Below are 23,629 nucleotides of genomic sequence, written 5' to 3' on the forward strand. Positions count from 1 at the left end.
AGTGCGAATCTGCCAAGGCTGTAGGATTTGTGCGTGAAAGGTGAAGTGTGAAAATGTGGATATGTGTGCGCGATTTGAGATTTTTTGCTGATGCGTTGTTTTTCTTTCAGCCCTTCAGTCCTTCAGCCTTTCAGTTTTTCCCTGATTTTTTCGAGTTGCTCGAAAAAATCAGGAAAGGTTTTCGCGCAGCAGGCGGGGTTGTCGATGGTGAGCCAGGGGCGTCCGTCGCCGTGGAGGTCGTGGCAGCCGAGAATGCCGAAGCTCATGGCGAAGCGGTGGTCGTGATAGGTGTCGATGGTTTGTCCGGCGAGGAGCGGGCGCGGGTGGATTTCGAGCGAGTCCTCGGTTTCGATGACGTGCTGGCCGAGGCGCGCGAGCTCGCGCGCCATGCCGGCGACGCGGTCTGTTTCCTGTTTGCGCGTGTGCGCGATGCCGGTGATGCGCACGGGATGCGGAAGGAGCGGCGCGATCGCGGCGAGGGTGAGGAAGGTGTCGGAAAATTCGTTGAAATTGTAAGAATGCGGAATGGCGGACAGTCGCGCGGCGGTGGCGGTCAGGCCTGTATCCGTTTCTTGGATACCGAGGCCGAGTTCCGTGAGGACGGTGGCGAAGCGGGTGTCGCCTTGCAGACTGCCGGAGCCGGGGCCGCGAAGGGCATTGAGCGCGAGTGTGCCGCCGGTGACGAGGGGGAGCGCGAGAAAATAGCTGGCCGCGGTGGCGTCGGGCTCGATGGCGTAGGCGGTGGCACGGGCTTCCAGTCCATGGGTTTGCGCTGCGTTTTTTAATCCGAATTGCGCCATCATTCTTTTCGTCATTTCAACGAAGGGCTGGCGCACGGGGGCGGAGAGGCGGATGTCGGGCGGTGTTTCGCAGAGCGGCGAAATCATGAGGAGCGCGGAGAGCATCTGGCTGCTTTCCGTGGCGTCGATTTCGACCGGGCCGCCGCGCAGGCCGCGCGCGTGGATTTCAACGGGAAAGTGGTGCGGCTCGCCCAGGAAACGGATGTCGGCGCCGAGCGAGGTGAGCGCGTCGAGCAGGCCGCGCATGGGGCGCTTGCGCATTTGCGGAACGCCGTCGATGCGATATACGCCGCGCGGCGCGGCGGCGCAGAGCGCGGTGAGGAAGCGGGCGGCGGTGCCGGCGAGACCAACGTGAATGTCGGTGAATGCGGATTGCGGATTGCGAATCGCGGATTGGCCGGAGACACGAATCGTGCGGGCGAGTTCGTCGGTTTCAATTTCGAGGCCGAGCTGGCGCAGGGCGGCGATCATGAGCGCGGTGTCCTCGCTGAAGAGCGCGCCGGTGAGCGTGACGGGGGCGTCGCAAAGCGCGGAGAGTATGAGCGCGCGGTTGGTGATGCTTTTCGAGCCGGGCAGCGTGATTTCGCCGGAGACGGGGCGCGTGATCGGGACGACGGGAAGTTGCGCGGGAAGCGGGCTCATAACGCGTCGCGGAATTGTTTGCCGGCTTCGAGGCGGGCGCGGAGTTGCGGCCAGTCGTCTTTTTCGAGGGCGTCGCGGAAGGCGGCGAGCTCGGCCTGGCAGGCGTCGAGGGCGCGGAGGATGTCGTCGCGGTTTTGTTGAAAGATCTCAACCCACATGGTGGCGTCGCTCGCGGCGATGCGCGTGGTGTCGCGCAGGCCGTTGCCGGCGTAGTCGCGCCACTCGGGATTTTTTTTCGCGAGGAGCACGGCGAGTGTGGTGGCGAGCGCTTGAGGAAGGTGGCTTATGTGCGCGACAATTTCGTCGTGCTGCGAGGGCGTGACGATCACGGGGGTGGCGCCGAGGCTGTCCCAAAAATCGCACACTGAGGCGACTTTGAGTGCGAAGGCGAGCGCGCTGACTTGCAGCTCGTTTTCGGGCTGCATGACGAAGATGGTGCAGTTTTCGAAGAGGCTGGCGTTGGCGTTTTCCCAGCCGCTTTTTGCGCTGCCGGCCATGGGATGCGAGCCGATGAAGAGCGCGTGCGGAGGCATGGCGGCGGAGCATTCGCGGCAGATGCGGGTCTTGACGCTGCCAACATCGGTGATGATGGCGCCGGGTTTGAGCGCGGGGGCGATTTGCGCGGCGAGTTCGATGATTTTTTCAACGGGCGCGGCGAGGACGACGAGGTCGGCGTCGCGAACGGCGTCGACGGGCGTGTCGGCGATGGTGTCGGCGAAGGGTTGGGATCGAAGCGCGTCGCGCGTTTCGGGGCGGCGCGCCCAGATGGTGATGTGCCGCGCGGCGTTGCGCGCGCGGGCGGCCTTGGCGACTGATGCGCCGAGGAGTCCGGGAGCCAGGATTGCGAGGTGGTCGAGCACGGGGGAATTAAGAATTAAGATTTAAGATTTAAGAAGTCAGAAAACCTGACCTCCTTCACTTCTTAATGGCACGGCTGAAACCGGTTTTAATCGCGGAAGGGCGGAAGCAAGGCAACGTTCGTTTCCAAGCCGGATACATCCTGGGAGCGCGGGCATCTTGCCCGCAAGACGGCGCGACGCGCCGCCCAATCCTGCGGGCAAGATGCCCGCGTTCCCGGGATGCAGGCAACGCGTTATCGTGCGCCTTTGCTTACTTTTGCGCGGGCGCGGATGGCGCGGCGGGTGTCGGCGCAACCGCCGCTTTGACGTCGCCGCCGTTGTCGGCGAGGCGCTGGTAGAGGGCGAAGCGGTCGTTGACTCCTTTTTGCGCCTCGGCTTCGAACACCGCCACTTGCTCCGGCGACACGGAGCGGGCCACCAGTTTGTAGCGGTTTTCGGCGCGGGTAAACGTGCTCAGCTCGCCTTTCGGCGCGGCGCTGTCGAGTTGCATCGGGTTCTTGCCTTCGGCGGCGCGGCGCGGGTCGTAGCGGAAGAGCGGCCAGTAGCCGGTTTCCACGGCGAGTTTTTGGCGGTCGAAGCCTTCATACATGGCCTTGAAGCCGTGCGAGATGCAGGGCGCGTAGGCAAGGATGAGCGAGGGGCCGTCGTAGGACTCGGCTTCGCGGATGGCGTTGAGCGTTTGCGCGTCGCGGGCGCCCATGGCCACGCGGGCCACGTAGACGTTGCCGTAAACGGTGGCGAGGAGCGCGAGGTCTTTCTTGCCGGTGGGCTTGCCGCCGCCGGCGAACTTCGCGGTCGCGCCGAGGGGCGTCGATTTCGAGCACTGGCCTCCCGTGTTGGAATAGACTTCTGTGTCGAGCACCATGATGTTCACGTTGCGGCCCGAGGCGATGACGTGGTCGAGGCCGCCGTAGCCGATGTCGTAGGCCCAGCCGTCGCCGCCGAAGATCCAGACGGATTTTTTCACGAGGTAGTCGGCGACTTTTTCGAGTTCGCGGGCTTGCGGGTCGTTGATGCCGGCGAGGGCGGTTTTCAGTTCCGCAATCTTGGCGCGGAGCGCGGCGATGGCGGGATCGTTCGACTGGTCGGCGGTGAGGATGGCGTCAACGAGCGGCTGGCCGACTTGCGCGGCGAGGGCGTTGAGGAGGCGCTTGGCGCGGTCGGCGCTGCGATCCATCGAGAGGCGCATGCCGAGGCCGAATTCGGCGTTGTCCTCGAAGAGCGAGTTGGCCCATGCGGGGCCGCGTCCGTCCTTGTTTGTCGTGTAGGGCGTGGTCGGGAGGTTGCCGCCGTAGATGGAGGAGCAGCCGGTGGCGTTGGCGATGACGGCGCGGTCACCGAAGAGCTGGCTGACGAGTTTGATGTAGGGTGTCTCGCCGCAGCCGGCGCAGGCGCCGGAGAACTCGAAGAGCGGATCGAGGAATTGCACGTTCTTCGGCGTGTCGGCCTTGAAGCTGGCGCGGTCGATCGAGGGCAGGTCGAGGAAGAACTTGAAGTTGGCGCGTTCGCGTTCGCGGATCGGGTATTGCTCGACCATGTTGATGGCGCGTTTCTTCGGGTCGGCCTTGTTTTTGACCGGGCAAACGTGCACGCAGAGTTCGCAGCCGGTGCAATCCTCGACGGCGACTTGGAGGACGTAGTTGTTGCCCTTGTATTCCGTGGATTTGAAGGGCACGGACTTGAAGCCCTCGGGCGCCTTGCTGAGGAGCGCGGGGTCGAAGAACTTGGCGCGGATGGCGGCGTGCGGGCAGGCTTGCACGCATTTGTTGCACTGGATGCAGATGGAGGCGTCCCATTCGGGAACCGTGGCGGCCATGTTGCGTTTTTCGTATTGGGCGGTGGCGGAGGGCCAGGTGCCGTCAACAGGGAAGGCGGAGACGGGCAGGTCGTCGCCGCGGCCGGCGAGGATCATGCCGGTGACGTTGCGCACGAAGTCGGGCGCGTCGGTGGGCACGGGGGGCTGGCGGAGCGCGGTGGAGTCGGCGGCGGCGGGAATCTTGACTTCCTTGAGCGCGGAGAGGGCGGCGTCGATGGCGCGGAGGTTTTGGTCAACGATCTCTTGGCCTTTTTTCGAGTAGGATTTGATCGCGGCTTTTTTGATGTTGTCGATGGCTTCGTCAACGGGGAGCACTTCGCTCAGTTTGAAGAAGCACACTTGCATGACGGTGTTGGTGCGGTTGGCGGGGAGGCCGGCGGAGCGGGCGACGGCGCTGGCGTCGATCGCGTAAACGCGGAGTTTTTTTGCGATGATTTCCCGCTGCGTCTCGGCGGAGAGGCGGTGCCAGGCGGTTTCGGTGTCGCCGGGGGCGTTGATGAGGAGGATGCCGCCCTCGGAGGCGCAATCGACGACGGGTTGCTGGTCGAGGAGGTTGAACTGGTGGCAGCCCACGAAGTCGGCGTTTTTGATGAGGTAGGGCGCGCGGATGGGACGGTCGCCGAAGCGGAGGTGCGAGACGGTGAAGCCGCCGGATTTCTTGGAGTCGTAAACGAAGTAGCCCTGGGCGTATTTGCCGGCGTCAACGCCGATGATTTTGATGGAGTTTTTGTTGGCGCCGACGGTGCCGTCGGAGCCGAGGCCGAAGAAGACGGCGCGGGTGAGCGTCTCGTCGAGGCTTTCGATGTCGAGGGTGTTGTCGTAGGGGAGCGAGAGGCCGGTGAGGTCGTCGTTGATGCCGATGGTGAAGGTTTGTTTCGGTTTGTCCTTGGCGATTTCCTCGTAAACAGCGGCGACCATCGGGGGCGTGAATTCCTTGGAGCCGAGGCCGTAGCGGCCGCCGGTGATCTTGATGCGCGGGCCGGTGAGCGCGCCGTTTTCCTCGCCGTGGCGGACGGCGGCGACGATGTCGAGATAGAGGGGCTCGCCAAACGCGCCGGGCTCCTTGGTGCGGTCGAGGACGGCGATGGCCTTGGTGGTTTTCGGGAGCGCCTTGAGGAAGGCGTCGACGGGGAACGGACGGTAGAGGTTGACGGAGAGGACGCCGGTTTTTTTGCCCTTTTTGTTGAGCCAAGCGGCGGTCTCGGCGGCGGTCTCGGCGCCGGAGCCCATGATGACGATAACGTGCTCGGCGTCGGGCGCGCCCTCGTAGTTGACGAGGCCGTATTTGCGGCCGGTGGCGGCGGCGAACTTGTCCATCTCGGCCTGCACGATGGCGGGGACGGCTTCGTAGAATTTGTTGCAAGATTCGCGGGCCTGGAAAAAGACGTCGGGGTTTTGGGCGGTGCCGCGGATGGCGGGCGCGTCGGGGTTGAGGCCGCGGGAGCGGAAGGCGGCGAGCGCGTCGGGGTCGATCATCGAGCGGAGGATGTCGTCGCTGATGCGATGCACGGTGTTGATTTCGTGCGAGGTGCGGAAGCCGTCGAAGAAGTGGAGGAAGGGGACGCGTGACTTGAGGGTGGCGGCGTGGGCGATGGCGGCCATGTCGTGCGCCTCCTGCGGGGAGTTGGCGGCGAGCATTGCCCAGCCGGTCTGGCGGCAGGCCATGACGTCGGAGTGGTCGCCGAAAATGGAGAGCGCGTGCGTGGCGAGTGTGCGCGCGGTGACGTGCATGACGCAGGGGGTGAGTTCGCCGGCGATCTTGAACATGTTGGGAATCATGAGCAGAAGGCCCTGCGAGGCGGTGAAGGTGCTGGTGAGCGTGCCGCCCATGAGCGAGCCGTGCATCGCGCCCGCGGCACCGGCTTCGGATTGCATCTCAACGACTTCGGGGATGTGGCCGAAGAGGTTTGTCTTTTTCTGAACGCCCCAGTCGTCCATGAACTCCGCCATCGGGGTGGACGGCGTGATGGGATAGATCGTGAAGACCTCCGTCATTTTATAGGCGACATGCGCGACGGCTTCATTGGCGTCGATGGTGGCCGGTTTGGATTTGGTGGTTTCGGAGGCGGCTTGAGTTGCGTTCATTGTTTCTAAATTATGAATTAACCTGTTTGTTTTGAAAAAATTATGAAATTAAATGAAAATGATTAAAAACTGGGCTGATTGATGGCGGGAGGTTTTTGAAATCGGGGAGAAATATATCGTAATTATTTAAATAGATATTCGGCGAAGTAGCAGAGTCAACCAGCGGGATGGGTTTTGGAAAGATAAAATGGAAAAAACTGAGCTAATTTTGGCCAAATATTGCGCATATTTTGTTTTTTTGTGGATGCCGAATACCACGCCCGTCAGGCACTATTCACAATAGATATACTCTAATGTGTGTATTTTGTTCAAAATCAGCGAATCTCGGTCAATTTATGCGTAGTTGCTGGGCGTTTATGACATTTTCGACGTAGAGCTAACATCCCGAACCTTTTTACTGTCCCTAACCGTTTTGATTTTTCACCGTAGGGGCGTCGCTTGCGACACCCTCTGCATGTCCACCGGGTGGCTGCCAAACCGGGCGGCGCAAGCGCCGCCCCTACGCCAGGCAAAGTAAAAAATTAGGGATACTGGTGTTATTCCTCGTCCATCGCGGGCAGGATTTCCAGATTGGTGTCGCCGTTGGGAAGGGTGGCTAGATGCCAGCTCTGGCGGGTTATTTTTTTCAGGAAGGCGCGGTCGTGGCTGACGAGCAGCATGGCGCAAGGGCAATCCGCGAGCGCTTCCTCGAGGCAGAGGATGCTCGGCAGGTCCATGTGGTTCGTGGGTTCGTCCATCACGATCAGGTGAGGGCCGCGCACGATGCCGAGCGCGAGCAGGAGCTTGCGGATTTCGCCGGGGCTGGGCTGCGCGCTTTCAAGCAGTCGGGCGGGGCGCGAGCCGAGTCGGCTGATCGTTGTCATGATGCGGCCGCGCTCGGCGTTGGGGAGCAGTTTGATTTTTTCCAACAGCGTGCGCGAATCCTCCGCGGAAATTTCCTGCGACACACGCACGAGTTTGTCCCCGGGGATTTGCAGATTGGAGAGGATGTGCCGGATGAGCGTGCTTTTGCCGGAGCCGTTTGCGCCGGTGAGCGCGATGCGGTCGGCGCCCCCGATGGCGAGCTCGGGAAAATGCAGATGGCGGTTTTCGTTTTCGCCGAGCGGGAGCTTGCCCGCGGGCAGGCGCAGCAGGAAGTCGCGCGGCGAGTAGGATGCGCCGTCGATCCAGATGCCGGTTTCGTAACGCTTGGTGACTTGGATGGAGGCGCGCTCTTTTTCGACCCGGGCGGCGCGGCCGCGCATTTGCCCGGCGAGTTTGTTGGCGTAGGCATCCTTTCCGGTCAGCTTGGCGAGGCCGCGCATGGCGCGTCCGTCGGGGTCGTTTTTGGTGAGCTTTTTCTGGTGCGAGCCGCGGGCGGCGGCGGCTTTTTGCTCGGCGATGACGCGGCGGCGCTGCGCCTCGGCGCGCAGGCGGGCTGCGGCGTGCTTGAGCGCGTCGCTTTCGTTTTGCGCGGTTTGCTCCTCAATGCCCTGCTGGGCGAGCGCCTCGGTGATGTTTCCGGGACGGAGCGTGGCGCGGCCATGGTCGAGCATGAGGCACCGGGTGCAGAGTTCGTCGAGGAGTTCGCGGTCGTGGCTGACGAGGATGCCGGCGCCGTGGTAGTTTTTCAGGACTTGGATGAGAAGCTCGCGCGCGTCGGAGTCGATGTGGTTGGTCGGTTCGTCGAGCGCGAGGATGGCAGGCTCCCTCCAGAAGGCCGTCGCGATTTGCGCGCGCTTGCGCTCGCCGTGGCTGAGTGTGTGCCAGCGCTCGGGCCAGTCGTCGCCGATGCGCAGGCGCGATTTGAGCGCGGAGGCGTCGGGCGCCCAGATGAAATCCTCGAAGAACGGCGGCGGGTCGTCGGTGCGCTGGGCGACGTAGAGCGCGAGGCCGTTTGCGTGCGCGCTGCCGTGCGCGGGCGCGAGCGCGCCGGTGGCGATTTGGAGCAGCGTGGTTTTGCCGGAGCCGTTTGCGCCGACGATGCCGGTCCAGGTGCGGGCGGGAAATTGCACGGTCAGGTTTTCGAAGATTGGCGCGCCCATGCCGGGATAGGAAAACTCGATGTCGGTGAGCGTGAGTTGTGCGGAAGACATTGCGGAAAAGATGATCGGCTTAAATCGACTTAAGTCGACTCAAGTCGATTTAAGCCGGGGCGGATGATGAAGCTGACGCGGAGGTGTTTACGCCGGTTCAGAGCATGTTTTCCAGGAAGGCGCGGGTGCGTTTGTGGACGGGGTTCTTGAAAAACTCGGCGGAGGTGTTCGTTTCGATGATTTCGCCGTTGTCCATGAAGACGACGCGGCTGGCGACTTCGCGCGCGAAGCCCATTTCGTGCGTGACGACGAGCATCGTCATGCGCTCGTCGGCGAGCTGGCGCATGGTGCGCAGGACTTCGCCGGTGAGCTCGGGGTCGAGCGCCGAGGTGGGTTCGTCGAAGAGCATGATCTCGGGGTGCATGGCGAGGGCGCGCGCGATGGCGAGGCGTTGTTTTTGCCCGCCGGAAATCTGCGAGGGGTAGGCGTCGCGCTTGTCGCGCAGGCCGACTTTTTCGAGGAGGGTCTCGGCCTCGGGGAGGATGTCGGCGCGGGCGCGTTTTTTCACGGTCATGGGCGGCGCGATGACGTTTTCCAGCACGGTCATGTGAGGGAAGAGGTTGAAGTGCTGGAAGACCATTCCCATGCGCGAGCAGATGCGGCGGATCTCGGGCTCGGGCGCGTAGCGGCAATGGCCGCCGGGTTCGGTGCGCGCGAGGGTCGCGCCCTCGATGTCGATGCGCCCGGAGTCGATTTTCTCAAGGTGGTTGAGGCAGCGCAGGAAGGTGCTTTTGCCGGAGCCGGACGGGCCGATGATGGCGACGACTTCGCGTTCGGCGAGGCTGAGCGAAACGCCCTTGAGCACTTGGAGCGCGCCGAAGCTTTTGCGGATGTTTTCCGCGCGGATCATGTTTCGTTTTTCGGGCGCGCTTTCAATCATAGACGGCGTAGCGTTTTTCGAGGCGTTGGAAGACGACCGTGAGCACGAAGGTCATGCAGAGGTAAAAGACGGCGGCGACGATGAAGGGCGCGGCGCTGAACTCGCGCAGCACGATGCCGCGGACGACCTTCAGCAGGTCGCTGAGCGCGAGCACGTAGATGAGCGAGGTGTCCTTGACGAGCGTGATGGTTTCGTTGCTGAGCGGGGGGAGGATGCGCTTGACGACCTGGGGCATGACGATGTGGCGCATCGTTTGCGGGTAGGTGTAGCCGAGGACCTTGGCGCCCTCATACTGGCCCTTGTCGATCGACTGGATGCCGGCGCGGAAAATCTCGGCGAAGTAGGCGGCGTAGTTCAGCGTGAAGGCGACGACGGCGGTGAGAAAATCGGGGAGGATGATCGGGAGGCCGGGGAGGTTTGGCAGCGCGAAATAGATGAAGAACATCTGGAGCATGAGCGGGGTGCCGCGCATGAGCCAGATGTAGCCGTTGACGCCGGCGCCGAGCGCGCGGAAGCGCGAGATGCGCATGAGCGCGAGCGCGAGTCCGAGCGGCAGCGAGAGGAGCAGCGTGATGAAAAACAGCTTGAGCGTGACCCACGCTCCTCCGAGCAGCGGGCCGAGGTTGTTGATCACGGTGTCCATTCAGGCTGTGCGCGCGGGAAGGTGCGGTGGAATCGGGCGGCGGCGGGCGGGCGCGTTATTTGACGACATCGGCGCCGAACCACTTCGTGGAGATTTTCGCGGAGGCGCCGTCCTTTTTCATGTCGTTGAGCGCCTTTTGCAGTTCGGAGAGGAGGGCGGTGTCCTCCTTGCGCAGGCCGACTCCGTATTCCTCGGTGCCGAAGTCTTCCGTGAGCACGACGTATTCGCCGGGTTTTTTGGAAATGTAATAACGGCCGACAACCTCGTCGAGCACGACGGCGTCGAGGCGTCCGACACCGAGGTCCATGAGCGCGGTGACGTTGTCGGCGAAGGTTTTCATTTCTCGAAATGTCTTGCGTGTGGCGGCGTCGCGCTCGATGGCGTCGACGGCGGTGCTGCCCTCCTGCACGCCGACGACTTTTCCGGCGAGGCCGGCCTTGTTGCGGATGGGGGACTTGGCGGGGACGATGATGATTTGGTGGTTCTCCATGTAGGGGGCGGTGAAGGCGATTTTGGCCTTGCGCTGCTCGGTGATGGTGAGGCCGTTCCAGAGGACGTCGATGCGCTTGCTGGCGAGCTCGGCCTCCTTGGAGTTCCAGTCGATGGGCTTGAACTCGGCGCTGCGGCCCATGCGTTTGAACGCCTCGCGGGCCATGTCGATGTCGAAACCGACGATGTTGTGCTGTTCGTCGCGGAAGCCCATCGGGGGAAAACTGTCGTCGAGGCCAACGACGATTTTATTGGATTTTGGACTGCAAGCCGTGAAGAGGAGGCTGGCGGTGATTGCGACAAGTGCGGAGAGCGCGCGGAATTTCATTCGGGCAATAGGTCTGAAAAGCGGCGGAAAAGGTCAAGACGCGTGTTCAATTTGATATCGAGGAAACTGATGGAAAACTGTTATCAGGCCTGAAAATGATTGTGCGTTAGTAGCTTCTTTATTTATGCGAGCAACGACTTGAGGTCGGAGAGGGTGAGTTTTGCGCTGAGCGTGTCGCTTGCCTCGAAGACGTCGGAGAGCAGCGCGCGTTTGTTTTCCTGAAGCTGGAGGACTTTTTCCTCAACGGTGCCGCTGCAAATGAGTTTGTAGCTGGTGACGACTCGTTTTTGCCCGATGCGGTGGGCGCGGTCGGTCGCTTGCGCCTCGACTGCGGGATTCCACCACGGGTCGAAGTGCACGACGGTGTCGGCGGCGGTGAGGTTGAGGCCGGTGCCGCCGGCCTTGAGCGAGATGAGGAAAACGGGAGGTTCGGGCGCGCCGGCGGGCGGGTTGTTGAAGCGGTCAACCTCGGCCTGGCGCGCGCGAACGGACATGGCACCGTCGAGATAGGCGAAGGGGATTTGTTGCGCGTCGAGCTCCTCGCGGACGAGCGCGAGGAGTTTTGTGAACTGGGAAAAAACGAGCAGGCGGTGTCCGTCGTCGATGGCCTCGGAGAGGATTTCACGGAAGGCGTTGAGTTTTGCGGAGGCGAAATTGGAGGAGTCAGGAGTCAGGAGACAGGAGTCAGGAGAAAATGCACCCCGGCATACTGAACCCTCTTTCATCGTCCTATCTTCTGAATTCTGACTCCTGACTCCTGTCTCCTTTGCTGCCGTCCTCGGCAGCAGCCTCGGATCGCAGCAGACTTGGCGGAGGCGGAGAAGCTGGGTGAGCGTGGCGAGGCGGATTGCGTTTTCACTGGCGCCGCTGGTTTCGAGGGCGAGGAGTTCGCGCTCGGTGTTTTGCTGCACGTTGCGATAGAGGGCGGCTTGGGCGGGCTCGAGTTCGCAGTAGATGACCTGCTCGATTTTCTCGGGGAGCTCGGGGGCGACCGCAGTCTTGGTGCGGCGCAGGATGTAGGGCGCGGTGCGGGCGCGGAGGCGCTCGTCGTGCCATGCGCGTTCGTCGCCACGCGCGCCGGGCGGGACGGGGGCGAGGTAGCCGGGCATCAGGACTTCGAAAAGCGAGCGGAGGTCGTCGAGCGAGTTTTCGAGCGGCGTGCCGGTGAGCAGAAAACGCGAGCGGGCGCGAAGAGATCGGAGCGTGCGCGCATTTTGCGTGCGGCGGTTTTTGAGATGCTGGGCCTCGTCGGCGATGAGAATGTCGAATTCGATTTTTGAAAAAAACGCGCTGTCCCGGGCGAGCGTGCCGTAGGAGGTGATGATCAGGTCGTGCGAGGCCGCGTCGGGCGCGCGGGCGAGGCGGTTGTTGCCGTGATGGATGAATGCGCGCAGCCGCGGGGTGAAATGCGCGGCCTCGCGCCGCCAGTTTTCGACAAGGCTGGCGGGGCACACGACGAGACCGGGCGTCGCGCCGGAGTCCGGTGATTCCGAGTGCGCGGCGGCGAGCAGCGCGAGCGCCTGAAGGGTTTTGCCGAGACCCATCTCGTCGGCGAGGATTCCGCCGAGCTTGTGGTTGCGGAGATGCCAGAGCCAGGCGGCACCGATGCGCTGGTAGGGGCGGAGCAGGGCGTCGAGTTGCGCGGGCAGGGGCGCGGGCGCGAGTTTGGAAAGATTGCGGAGCGCCTCGCTGCGCGCGCGCCAGGCGGCGGGCGGCTGGAAGTGCGGGGCGATTTCCTCGATTATGCTCTCGGCCTCGGCGAGCGCGGCGGCGGGGATGCGATGCGTGCGGCGCGCGGCGGGCGCAAGGCCGGTGTTGTCCGATGCGAGGGCGTTTTGCGCGCGCGCGAGCCGGTCGAGTTGCGCGGGCGGGACGAGGTAGATGCGTTTGTTTTCGGCGTCCTCAAGATAGGAGCGGCTGGAGGCGATGGCGTCGTGTATTTTGTTTTCGGACACACCCTCCGCGCGGAGTCCGAGGGTCAGGTCGTAGCCGCCGGAGGCGGCGGGCGTGGCGTCGCAGGCAACTTCGGCGCGAGTGATGCGGGCGGTGTTCTTCTTGAAGTTGTCGGTGAAACCGGCGTGGTAGGTGTCGCGGAGATCGTCGCCGTGGGCGGCGAGGAAATTCAGGACTTTGTGGCGGTTGCGCAGCCACCATTTGCGATTCGACGGTTCGAGCGCGAAGCCGTTGGTTTTGAGCAAATCGAGTATCGTGTGGTAGGAAACGGATTCGCGGCTTGGCAGCGAGATGGCGAGGTAGTGCTCGGAGCCGTCAACAAGCGGCGGCGTGAGCGCCGCTTGTTGTGAATGCGGAATGCGGAGTGCGGAGTGCGGAATGGGAGGAGGGGAGGGCGGTGGCGGTTGTGATTTTTCGACGAGGTGTTCGTTAATGCCGGGGAGGTTGATGCCGTTCCAGGGGAGTGGGGCGGCGGGTTTGTTTATCCAGAAAAACAGCGGTTGTCCGGCGAGGGCGGCGATGAGCTGGCGGAGTTGGGCGCGGGTGAGCTGGATGAAGGCGGGCGGTTTTTGCGAGTTGCACCACGTTTGGATGAGCGCGAGCGCCGGGAGCAGGGCCGCGGCTGGCGGCGCGGCGAGATCGATTTCGAGTTTGATCGGGATCGCATCGCGCGCGGCGGCGGCGGGAAGATTGGGCGGCAGGTAAATACGGAGCATCAGCGAGAAGAGAATTGGATATCAGGGTTTCCGGGCGAGCTGCCCGCGCCACTGCCGGAGTCAGGGGAAATATTTTTTTCGGGCTTTCACCTGCACGATTCGTTTTTCAGGAAGGATGTAGGCGGTGAGCGCGCCACCCATGACGCACGCGGTGTCGATGCCGAGCGACCATTTGAGCTTGTAGGTTTCGGGGCGCGGAGTGTGGCCGTAAACGACAAAGGGCGGGCCGCTCCAGAGATCGGCCCAAAAGGGCGCGTTGGGCGCGTCGGCGCGCTTGCGGGGTCGGCCCCCGGAGTCGATGACCTGGATGTTGGTGACGGTTTCGGCGGATTGTTTTTGCCAGGGGATTCCTGGAAGAAAACCGCCGTGCACGAAGACGGTGTTGAGCGTTTCCTCGTGGTGGGTGAGTGGCATTTGACCGATGTATTCCCAGTCGGCGGGTCGGAGCTTGGAGAAGGTGTCGATGTCGGTTTCGCGGAGATGCGAGGGATCTTTGGTTTTGTGGTAGGCGAGGAGGCGCAGCTCGTGGTTGCCGAGGAGGGCTGTGGCGTGGTGCTGGCGCGCGAGGTCGATGACCTTGCAGGAGTCGGGGCCGCGGTTGACGAGGTCGCCGAGCAGGATGAGCCGGTCGTCTTTCGCTAGGTTGAGAAGGGCGAGCAGGTCAGAAAATTCTTGGTGGCAGCCGTGGATGTCTCCGATGGCGATGATGCGTCCGGTCATTTTTTTCGATTTGCAGAAATTGACTGGCGGCACGGGCCGCCTCAAGTAAACAAGTTGGGTGATGGAAATATCGATACAGCCTCAGGCAACCGTTTGTTGGGTTTCGCAGCAGCCTTTCGTGGAGGGGCGGCGCGTGGTGAGCGTGCTGCTGCGCGGGCGGCAGAATCCGGATGAGATTATGAGGCGAGACATGCTGGAGTCGGAAGCGGGCAACTTCGTCGCCGATGGGCCGTTGATGTGCCGCTGGGTGCGCGAATACAAGCCGCGCAAGGCCAACGAAAACCCGGAGCGCGAGCTCAAGCTGACCGCGGAAAACCTGTTCATGACGCTGGTCGATCCGGCAACGGAACTGACGCCGGAGACGGAGCGGCTGGTGAAGTTTCTGGCGCTGATGCTGGAGCGAAAACGCGTGTTGCGCCCGAAAGGCCGCTCGGCGGACGGAAGCAAGAATCTCTACGAGCACGCAAAAACAAAACAAATGATCGAGGTGCCGGGCGGCGAGCTGACGCCGGAATTTTTCGTGCAAGTGCAGGAGCAGCTGAGCGTGCTCGTGGGCGGCGGCGAACCGAAGGAAACGGAGCCGGATGCGGAAGTGAAAACGGAGGCCGTAGCCGAAACGGAAGCCGCGCCCGCATCGCCGCAAGAACCGGCGCCGCAAGTAGCGCTTTCGCAGGACGTGCCGGAACCGCAGCAGGAGCCGGCGCAAGATTCGCAGGAACAGCAGGACGACGAGAAGCCGGTGACGCAGGAAGGGTAGGGCGTTCCGTCCCGGTGAGCCGCGAACAATGCGGCATATGAAACCGCCTCCGTCTGAGGCTTCTGAGGCTTTGTCCTACCGCGATTGCAGGCTGAATTTGTTCAGGCCGGTTTTGCGGCAGGCGTCCATCACGAAGGCGAGTGTTTTGAGCGGGGTGTCCTCGTCGGCGCTGATCAGCACGGGAATGTCGCGGCTGACCTGTTTCACTTGTTGGAGCAGATCGACGAGTTGGGCTTCTGTGGCTGGTTTGCCTCCGAAAAGAATGGTGCCGTCTTTCTCAATCGCAATGGTGACGCCCTCGACGTTGAACTGGTTGGAGCCGGCGGTGTCGACTTTGGGGAGCGTGAGGTTGAGCGTTTGCGTGTTGGCGAAACGCATCGTCACAAACGCAAAAAAGACGAGCAGCACGAGCACGTCGATCAGGGGCACCAGCGGCAGTTCGGGCCGGTGGCGGCGTTTGACGCGTAATCCCGTTGCGCTCATGCGGACTTGGTGAGTTGGTTGCCCCCGGAGGCGTCGCCGCCGTCGGTTTTGCGATACTGGAGCACGCGCTCGAGGAGCACGTCGAGCTTGGCGGCCTGCGCGTCGATGCGTCGCTGGAGGTAGCCGTTGCCGATGAGCGCGATGACCGCGACCACAAGGCCGAGCAGCGTGGCCGAGAGCGCGTAGCCGACGCTTTCGGTGAATTGCACCGGGTCGGGCATTTTTGTGACCGGGTCGATTTTGGAAAACGCGGCGAGCAGGCCGGACACCGTTCCGATCAGCCCGATGAGCGGCGCGCCTGTGTAAATGACATCCAGGTAGCTGACGCCGCGCTCCATTTTCATGACTTCGAGGCGGGCGTAGGCCTTGGCACCCTCCATGTCGCCGGGATGCCGTTCAACAAATCCGATGATGCGTCCGAGCGCCGAATGCACGCCGGAGACGATGTTTTGCCCGCCGAGCACGGAGTCGGCGAGGTCGATCGGGATGATGGCGGATTCGCGGAGCGCGATGCTGCGTTCGCAGATGATGAAGATTGCGGCGACGGAACAGAAACCGAGCGGGTAGGCGAGAAGGCCGGCTTCCTTGATGATGCGCATGCCATCAATGGCGGAAAGGAGGGTCGTCATTAACATGTATGTCGTGAATGTATGGCGTGATCTGACGCGGTTTTATAGAAAAATGTTCAGAATATTTTTTTGACCCTTCCCTGCGATAAGAAAAACGGCTTCCGCCAAAATCGCGCGCGACTCGAAATTCCGGCGCGAAACGCGTTTCGCTTCGCAAGCGCGCGCTTGCGCGGGCATCAAGCCGTTCCCGAGCGCATCCATTGTCGCGCTCGGTTCGCCAGAAAATCGACATACGCCGGCTGGTCGTTCAGGCACGGGATTTGTTGGAAGGACTCGCCGCCGGCATCGAGGAAGGTTTTTTGTCCGGCAACCATGAGTTCCTCGAGCGTCTCCAGGCAGTCGGTCACGAAGGCGGGTGAGAGCACGAGCAGGCGCTTGATGCCGCGCGCGGGCAGTTGCGCGAGCGTCTCGTCGGTGTAGGGCGAGAGCCACGGTTCGCCGACGAGGCGCGATTGAAAGGTGATCGAATACCGCTCCGGCGCGATTCCGGCGCGCGCGGCAAATCCACGCGCGGTTCCGAGCACTTGAGCTCGATAACATGTCGCGTGCGCGGGCGAATCGACTTCGCAGCAGTCTTTCGCGCACAGGCAATGCGCGCGCGATTTGTCGGCTTCGCGCAGGTGGCGCTCCGGGATTCCGTGAAGACTGATCAGCAGGTGATCGTGCGGTTGCGCGAGATACGGTTTCGCCGACTCGACAAGCGCGGCCAGATAATCGTCGTCCTTGTAAAACGGCTGCACGCAGTCGATGCGCATTTGCGGCGCGAGGCGCGCGGCCTGCGCATAAACCTCCACGACGAGCGTTTCCCACGACGACATCGCGTAGTGCGGATATTGAGGGAAAAGCAAAACATGCCCCACGCCGTCCGCGGCCATTTGCGCGACCACCGACGCGATGGAGGGCTTGCCGTAGCGCATGGCGAGATAAACCGTCGGTGGCGAGGGTAGGGCGAACCCTCCGGGTGAGCCGTTGTTTGGCGTCTCGGTTGGATCATTCGCAGGCGCCGCCGATTCCGGCTCAGCCTGAGGCTTCGCCCTACCATCGCCGCCCAGCACCGCCGCCAGTTTTTCACGCACCGACATCGAGGTCACGACCAGCGGCGAGCCTTTCTCCGTCCAAATCGAAGCATACGCATGGGCCGAGTTTTCGACGCGGCGCGGGATGATGATTCGGTTCACCAACAACGACCTCATCCACGCAAACCGCGGACGGTCAATCACTCGCGAATCACCGAGGAACTCGGAAAGATAACGCCGCACATCGGCCACGGCGGGCGAATCGGGCGAGCCGAGGTTCACGAGGAGAACTGCGCGTTTGGAAGACATTGCGGATTGGTTTGAAACCATTGATTGGCCGTTGGATTGCCAAAAATGTCAACGGAGCGTCCTAAAAAAGAGTCGGAATTTTGCCTTTTGTTACGGCGGTGGCGTTGTTTTAATGCTCGTTTCTTAAATTCTTATGAGCAAACCACAGAAGCCCGTTGTTCTCATCATCCGCGACGGCTGGGGAAAAAATCCCCACGCCGAGCAGCACGCCTTTAATGCCGTCGAACTTGGCAATTGCCCGACCGACGCCATGTTGCATGCAAAATACCCCTGCACGCTTGTCAAAGCGAGCGGCCTCGACGTCGGCCTCCCCGACGGCGTGATGGGCAATAGCGAGGTCGGCCACGAAAACATCGGCGCGGGCCGCATCGTGGACCAGGAGCTCGTCCGCATCAACAAGCTCTTCTCCGAAAAACGCCTCGCCGAAAACACCGTTTGGAAGGAAGCCCTCGAGCGTGTCAAAACCCGCGGTTCCAATCTGCACTTCATGGGCATCGTTTCCGACGCGGGCGTGCACGGAATGCTCGAGCACCTTTACGGGCTTCTTGCGCAAGCCAAGGCCGACGGTGTCGCGCCGGACAAGGTTTTCATTCACGCCTTCACAGACGGGCGCGACACGCCCCCGACCAGCGGCATCGGCTTTGTGAAACAAGTCGGGGACAAGTGCCAGGAGCTCGGCATCGGCCGCATCGCCACGGTGTGCGGACGTTTCTGGGCGATGGATCGCGACAATCGCTGGGAGCGCGTCAGCAAGGCATACGATTTGCTCACGGGCCGCGCTGCCGTCGCCACCGCGCCGGACGCGATCGCCGCCGTCCAGCAATACTACGACAAGCCCCTCAGCGAGACGCAAAAGGGCGACGAGTTTGTCGCGCCGACCGCCATCCTCGGCGCCGACGGCAAGCCGGTTGCCACGATTGCCGACGGCGACGCCGTTGTCTTCTACAACTACCGCGGCGACCGTCCCCGCGAAATCACGAAGGCCTTTGTCCTCGACAATTTCGACGGCTTCGATCGCGGCCAGAAACTCGACCTCTATTTCGCCACGATGGCCGAATATGAAACCGGCCTGCCCGTGCATGTGATTCTTCCGAAACCGCCCAAGCTGAAAAACATCCTCGGTGAAGTTGTCAGCAACGCCAACCTCGCGCAGTTCCGCTGCGCCGAGACCGAGAAGAACCCGCACGTCACCTTCTTCTTCAACAACTATCGCAAGGACCCGTTCCCGGGCGAGGAGCGCGCGTGTCCCGCCAGCCCGAAAGTGCCGACCTACGACATGCAGCCGGAAATGTCCGCCACCGAGGTTACGCGTCTCTCCAAGGAGGCGATTCTCTCGGGCAAGTTCTCGCTCGTCGTGGTGAACTACGCCAATCCCGACATGGTCGGTCACACCGGTTCGCTCCCCGCCGCGATCAAGGCGGTCGAGGCGACCGACAAGGGCGTCGGCGAACTCCTTGAGGCCGTCGCGCAAATGCAAGGCAGCGCCGTCGTCTGCGCCGACCATGGCAACTGCGAACAAATGTATGACCCCTCCGCCAAGGGCCCGCACACCGCGCACACGCTCAACCTCGTGGAAGTGTTTGTCGTCGGTGAAAAATATTCCGCGCGCAAAACCAAGATGCGCACCGGCGGACGCCTCGCCGACATCGCCCCGACGCTTCTCGCGCTCATGGGCCTGCCCAAGCCCGACGAAATGTCCGGCGTGAGCCTGGTCGTGGACGAGGAAACCCGTCCCCCGTATTGATTCGGATTCCGGAGGCGGCCGGCGCGATTACCGCGAGGCCGCCTTCCAAAAACATTTTGAACCGTTCAGTCGTGCGGTTTTCCGGCGATGTTTTTATCGCCGAAAAACGCCTTTTTCAGGAGACTAAGCCGCAACATTCCCGGCTCACCGGGACGAAGCCAGACTGTCGCTCCGCCCGAAACGCGACTGAACAAACCCAAACAGCCCCAACGGGCGCGAACTAGCGCGCCGGGGCGGCGGGAGCCACTTCAAAAACCTCCTCGGGCTTGAAGAACCGCTTGATTTCGATTTCCGCGTTTTCAACGCTGTCGGAGGCATGCACGACGTTGATCATGCCGGACTCGCCAAAGTCTCCGCGAATAGTGCCCTTGGGGGCTTTTGAGGAATCGGTGGGGCCGAGCATCTCCCGGACGCGGGCGATGACGTTTTCGCCTTGAAGCGCGACCACGACCACCGGACGCGAGCTCATGAACTGCTCGAGTTTCGGGTAAAATGGAAAATGGGTGACGTGCGCATAGTGAACGCGAAGCAGTGCCGGCGTGAGAATCATCATTTTGCAGCCGATAATGGAAAAACCAGCCTGCTCAAAACGGGCAAGGACAGTGCCGACAAGTTTTTTGTCGAGGCAGTCTGGTTTGAATATGATAAATGTTCTTTGCATGTAGGAAAGCCCATCACGCTACGACGCAAATCCGCACAAAGTGAAGCAATATCTGCGTATGTTAAGCCGAAAAACCCTTTTTTATTGCATTATTTGACGCAAAAATGCCCCGGACGCGGGTAATAATAATTCGTTTTCATAAATGGCATGGCCATTTTCGGAAGGCGGTTGGCGGGCTTGAGCGTCGTTCCAAGCCTCCGTGTCCATTTCGCCAACCACTGTTTTTTTGCGATGTTTATTTGATGCATTGCGCAAGAAAGTCATGTGCGCGGAAGCGGATATGTTTTGGCGGGTCAACATAACCCGCGCCAGGCACACTTAATGGTGGTTTTCTCGAATGTTCTCAATGTGATGGACTTATCGGGGGGCGGCTCATTTTTTGCCCAAATTGGCAATAAATGCGCGGAATGTCGCCATGCTTGACAGGTCCTTGAGCATCTAGAATCTTTACACTCAAACCTCGGAATTGTTTGCGACAAACAAGAGTCTCTCCCGATTGGTTGCCACACCAACCCCGTCAGTCTGTTATTACCATGCTACCAACTACCGCTCGTATAACCCGCATGCTGACATTGGCCGCAATTACCATAGGTTTTGCGGTTTCAGCACATGCTCAAGCAATCAACACCGCGCCGATATCCGGTGTCGTTCGAACAGAGGATGGCCGCGCCATCAGCGGAGCCAAAATCACAATCACCCACAATCCGACCTCATCCGTAACGCGGGCCACCAGTGATTCCACGGGTTATTATGGCCGCGCCGATTTGCGCCCTGGCGGCCCCTATACGGTTTCCATCGCCGCCGACGGTTATGCCTCTTACGAGGTGACGGACGTGTATCTCGCCGCCGAGTCGGGCGCGCATGTGCCGGCCGTGCTTCCATCAGACGTGGTCACGATGGAAAAATATACGGTGTCCGCGAACTCGACATCGGCGCTGTTTGACCCCGGGGCAACGGACAAGAGCTCCTTTATAAGCACCCGCGACATTCAAAACATGGTTGCCGGGGATCGCACGCTGGGCAGCTTGCTGGCCAACGATCCCCGTGTTGTTTACAACCGCAATCCGGAGCAACAATACATATCGGTCAGCGGCATTAATAATCGCTACAATCAGATCATGGTTGATGGTGTGAGCGTGGCGGATCCTTTTGGCCTCAACTCAAACAACCTGGCCGCGCAGAACAATGTCATTCCGATCGAGGCAATCGAAAGCATTGCCGTCAGCACGTCCCCGTATAATGCGCGCAAGGGCGGATTTACCGGGGCGTATGTCAATGTTGTCACAAAGAGCGGCGGCAATGATTTTCACGGGTCGGTTTATTACACATTCCGCAATCAGGATTTGGTGGGCGAGCATTTGGACGGCAAGAGCTCGCCGGTCTCGAATTTCAAGGAGCAAACCTATGGAGCTTCGCTCCGCGGCCCAATTATACCCAAAAAGCTGTTTTTCATGGGAAACATAGAGCGAAAAGACTTCAACAAACCCATGCCCTCGCCCGCCTATCCCCTGGCGAACGACACGATGCGGCAGCTTTTGGACGGTATAGCCGCATTAAACTCAGGAACCGCCGCCAACGGAAACGTCATCAACACAGGCACGGTGCCGTTTGACGTGGGGACGACAGACGGCGAATCCAACAAGATCAAAAACACCGTCGCCACGGCCAAGCTTGAATGGCAGGTCAATAATGACCACCGGATCACGGCCGGTTACCAGTATTCCGAGGGCTCTCGCCCCAGCTTTCCCGGGTTTGGCTCGTCGGGCGGGTCATCCCAGAATAATTTTTCATTTAGTAACTCCTGGTATAACTTGAAAAAGAAAAGCTCCGCCATAACCGGCGCGTGGACGGCCAACTGGTCGGACAAATTATACACGGAGGTGAACGTCGGATATAAAAAATACGATGTTTCAAATGACTATGATATAATTCAGCCGTATGTTCAGATTCAGTATGTTCCCGTATACACGGACCTGACCGCGAGCGGCTCCAGCAACGCCGCCCATGTCATGCTGGGGACGGACAACAGCTATCAAACGAACGAGCTGAGCGTCAAGACGCGGACAATCGAGGCTTTTGCGTCATACAAACTCGGGCACGGGCACACGATTGACGCCGGGTTCCAATATAACACCAATGATGTGTATAACCTGTTCGTCCAGAACACGGCCGGATATTATGTTTTCAACAGCTGGAATCAATTCAACGCCTACGTGAGCGGGAGCGGCACGGATATATACACTTATCGCTACAACAAGATAGACCCGGACGTGGACGCCGCCGCGAATTTCACGGAGGCCAACGTGGGCATGTTTGTTCGCGATGTCTGGCGCGTGGGCAAGAGTCTCACGCTTGATATAAATTTGCGCATGGACATTCCCGTTATCGACGAAAAGCCGGCCTATAATCAAAAATTTTACGACGCCTTTAAAATTCGCAACGATTCCACTTACGACGGCCAAGTGGTGCTGCAGCCCAGGCTCGGGTTCAACTGGCAGCCGAAAATCAACAGCGGCAAGCTAAAGACGGTCATTCGTGGCGGTGTCGGCCTGTTTTACGGCGGCATGCCCCGCGTGTGGCTGGGCAACAGCTACTCCAACACCGGGTTCAATTACACCACCTACGAATGCACGACGGCGGCCAACGCGCCCACGCTTTCCTCGGATCCGAACGCGCAACCGACATCGGGTGTGAACGTGCCCGCAACCCAAAGCGTGAGTTATATAAATTCGGATTTTCAGCTGCCAACACGATGGAAGGGCAACATCGCCTTTGAGCAGGAATTGCCATGGTGGGGGATGAAAGCCGCCGTCGAGATTGAGCACACGCGTGTTGATAAAGACGTTTTTTACAGGAATATGAACATTGTTGCCAATACCCACGGGGAGGCCGCGCCTGACGGGCGCCCCATGTATTGGGCAAGATATAACACGGCCACCGGCGTGGGTAATTCCACGCTCAACCGTATCAACACGAATTTCTCAAGCTCATGCATCGAGTTGACAAACAGCGACGAGGGGCAGAGCACCGCGGTCACGCTTTCGCTGGAGCGGCCCATGAAGTCGGACGGCTGGCAATGGATGGTGGCATACACCCACACCAACACGATTGAGGCGGTTTATGGCAATTCGTCTGTGGCGCTGTCCTGCTGGCGCAGCCGCACGGTTTTCGACCCCAATGCCGTCGAGCCGCATCGCGGTGACGGTGAAATCCGCCATCGCGTGCTGGTTAATATTACAAAAAGACTAAATCTGTTTTCCATCGGCGCGACAACCCTGACGCTTACCTATAACGGGCACAGCGGCCTGCCTTACAGTTTGAGAGCCTATAATGACGTGAATGGTGACGGACAATACAACGACATCATGTATATTCCCTCCTTCGGGGACACCAGCGTCGCGGGTGACGGAAACACGGCCAGTAATTACATTTTTGCGAGCGCCGCGGATCGTGACACCTTCTATAAACTCGTAAAGCACTACGGCCTCGCGGAAGGTCAAAAAACCAAGGTCAACGGACAGCGTTATCCGTGGGTGAATCAATTTGATTTGCATATTGCCCAGCAGATCAAGCTGCCCGGGTGGCGTCATAAGCTGGAGCTTGCCGTGGATGTTCTCAACGTCGGCAATATGCTCAATGACAAGTGGGGTCTCATTCGGGGCAGCGACCAAGCCTACGTGAAATCGGAGGCGATGGCCAATGTGGTTTACGACAATAACACAAAAAAATACACATATAGCCGCCCGGTTAACTATTCCCGCCAGGACCCCTGGATCAACTCTTATGCCGGGGAACCTGCCGCGACACGCTGGTCAGTTTTGCTTAGCGTGCGATATCTGTTCTGAGGATTCACGGCGTTTCACAAACAAGGCAGCCTCCGGTGAGGCTGCTTTTTGTTGCTTTGGGCAGGCATTCCGACGCCAGTCCAAATTCCGCCGGTCTGCCGGGAGGCCGACGCCGGGCGACTCCAATGCCACGGGGCAAGTTTCTGTTTTTGGAGGGGAGGAATTTGCAATCAAAGGC

17 protein-coding genes are annotated in these 23,629 nt (G+C 60.7%); 3 read left to right on the top strand and 14 right to left on the bottom strand.

Going from position 1 to position 23,629, the window contains the following annotated elements; genetic code table 11:
- Positions 1 to 122 precede the first annotated feature (122 nt).
- The 9 genes from aroA to M2103_RS08255 all read right to left on the bottom strand — a co-directional run bounded on the left by aroA (position 123) and on the right by M2103_RS08255 (position 14,007).
- Positions 123 to 1,442: a 3-phosphoshikimate 1-carboxyvinyltransferase gene (gene aroA / locus M2103_RS08215; protein ID WP_277509882.1), complete on the bottom strand. Its 1,320-nt coding sequence runs from the start codon at positions 1,440 to 1,442 to the stop codon at positions 123 to 125.
- Positions 1,439 to 2,302 (bottom strand): prephenate dehydrogenase/arogenate dehydrogenase family protein, encoded by an 864-nt coding sequence (locus tag M2103_RS08220; RefSeq protein ID WP_277509883.1) that lies wholly within the window; start codon positions 2,300 to 2,302, stop codon positions 1,439 to 1,441. The genes aroA and M2103_RS08220 overlap by 4 nt, the downstream gene beginning before the upstream one ends.
- 250 nt (positions 2,303 to 2,552) lie before the next feature.
- Entirely contained in the window at positions 2,553 to 6,203 is a 3,651-nt protein-coding gene (gene nifJ / locus M2103_RS08225; RefSeq protein ID WP_277509884.1) for a pyruvate:ferredoxin (flavodoxin) oxidoreductase, read from the bottom strand.
- Between the two features lie 536 nt (positions 6,204 to 6,739).
- Complete coding sequence (locus M2103_RS08230; RefSeq protein ID WP_277509885.1) at positions 6,740 to 8,278, bottom strand: ATP-binding cassette domain-containing protein; 1,539 nt, start codon at positions 8,276 to 8,278, stop codon at positions 6,740 to 6,742.
- Between the two features lie 97 nt (positions 8,279 to 8,375).
- Positions 8,376 to 9,128, bottom strand: coding sequence for an amino acid ABC transporter ATP-binding protein (locus M2103_RS08235; RefSeq protein WP_345783550.1), 753 nt, complete (start codon positions 9,126 to 9,128; stop codon positions 8,376 to 8,378).
- Positions 9,129 to 9,150: 22 nt separating this feature from the next.
- Positions 9,151 to 9,801: an amino acid ABC transporter permease gene (locus M2103_RS08240; RefSeq protein WP_277509887.1), complete on the bottom strand. Its 651-nt coding sequence runs from the start codon at positions 9,799 to 9,801 to the stop codon at positions 9,151 to 9,153.
- Positions 9,802 to 9,856: 55 nt separating this feature from the next.
- Positions 9,857 to 10,618: an amino acid ABC transporter substrate-binding protein gene (locus M2103_RS08245; RefSeq protein ID WP_277509888.1), complete on the bottom strand. Its 762-nt coding sequence runs from the start codon at positions 10,616 to 10,618 to the stop codon at positions 9,857 to 9,859.
- A gap of 122 nt (positions 10,619 to 10,740) precedes the next feature.
- Entirely contained in the window at positions 10,741 to 13,287 is a 2,547-nt protein-coding gene (locus tag M2103_RS08250; RefSeq protein ID WP_277509889.1) for a DEAD/DEAH box helicase, read from the bottom strand.
- 60 nt (positions 13,288 to 13,347) lie between these two features.
- Complete coding sequence (locus M2103_RS08255) at positions 13,348 to 14,007, bottom strand: metallophosphoesterase (protein WP_277509890.1); 660 nt, start codon at positions 14,005 to 14,007, stop codon at positions 13,348 to 13,350.
- A gap of 61 nt (positions 14,008 to 14,068) precedes the next feature.
- Between M2103_RS08255 and M2103_RS08260 the strand changes: the two genes are divergently transcribed.
- Positions 14,069 to 14,764, top strand: a complete 696-nt coding sequence (locus tag M2103_RS08260) for a hypothetical protein (protein ID WP_277509892.1) — start codon at positions 14,069 to 14,071, stop codon at positions 14,762 to 14,764.
- A gap of 75 nt (positions 14,765 to 14,839) precedes the next feature.
- On the opposite strand, the gene M2103_RS08265 is transcribed toward M2103_RS08260, so the two are convergent.
- From M2103_RS08265 to M2103_RS08275, 3 genes are all read right to left on the bottom strand, one after another.
- Positions 14,840 to 15,247 carry a biopolymer transporter ExbD gene (locus M2103_RS08265; protein ID WP_108825240.1) on the bottom strand — a complete coding sequence of 136 codons (408 nt, stop codon included), beginning with the start codon at positions 15,245 to 15,247 and terminating at the stop codon, positions 14,840 to 14,842.
- Entirely contained in the window at positions 15,244 to 15,882 is a 639-nt protein-coding gene (locus M2103_RS08270; RefSeq protein ID WP_277509894.1) for a MotA/TolQ/ExbB proton channel family protein, read from the bottom strand. Before M2103_RS08270 ends, M2103_RS08265 begins: the two co-directional genes overlap by 4 nt.
- Positions 15,883 to 16,052: 170 nt before the next feature.
- Positions 16,053 to 17,201: a ferrochelatase gene (locus M2103_RS08275; protein ID WP_277509896.1), complete on the bottom strand. Its 1,149-nt coding sequence runs from the start codon at positions 17,199 to 17,201 to the stop codon at positions 16,053 to 16,055.
- 133 nt (positions 17,202 to 17,334) lie between these two features.
- On the opposite strand from M2103_RS08275, the gene gpmI reads away from it, so the two are divergent.
- A complete protein-coding gene (gene gpmI / locus M2103_RS08280; RefSeq protein WP_277509897.1) occupies positions 17,335 to 18,945 on the top strand; it encodes a 2,3-bisphosphoglycerate-independent phosphoglycerate mutase in 1,611 nt (536 codons plus the stop codon).
- A gap of 220 nt (positions 18,946 to 19,165) precedes the next feature.
- On the opposite strand, the gene ndk is transcribed toward gpmI, so the two are convergent.
- Both ndk and M2103_RS08290 read right to left on the bottom strand, forming a co-directional pair.
- Positions 19,166 to 19,606 (bottom strand): nucleoside-diphosphate kinase, encoded by a 441-nt coding sequence (ndk, locus tag M2103_RS08285; RefSeq protein WP_277509899.1) that lies wholly within the window; start codon positions 19,604 to 19,606, stop codon positions 19,166 to 19,168.
- Between the two features lie 81 nt (positions 19,607 to 19,687).
- Complete coding sequence (locus tag M2103_RS08290; protein ID WP_277509900.1) at positions 19,688 to 19,870, bottom strand: hypothetical protein; 183 nt, start codon at positions 19,868 to 19,870, stop codon at positions 19,688 to 19,690.
- Between the two features lie 269 nt (positions 19,871 to 20,139).
- Here M2103_RS08290 and M2103_RS08295 point away from each other — a divergent pair, with 269 nt between their 5' ends.
- Positions 20,140 to 23,451, top strand: a complete 3,312-nt coding sequence (locus M2103_RS08295; protein WP_277509901.1) for a TonB-dependent receptor — start codon at positions 20,140 to 20,142, stop codon at positions 23,449 to 23,451.
- Positions 23,452 to 23,629: the final 178 nt, after the last annotated feature.

This window comes from Ereboglobus sp. PH5-5, from assembly GCF_029504805.1.
Taxonomy (GTDB): Bacteria; Verrucomicrobiota; Verrucomicrobiia; order Opitutales; family Opitutaceae; genus Ereboglobus.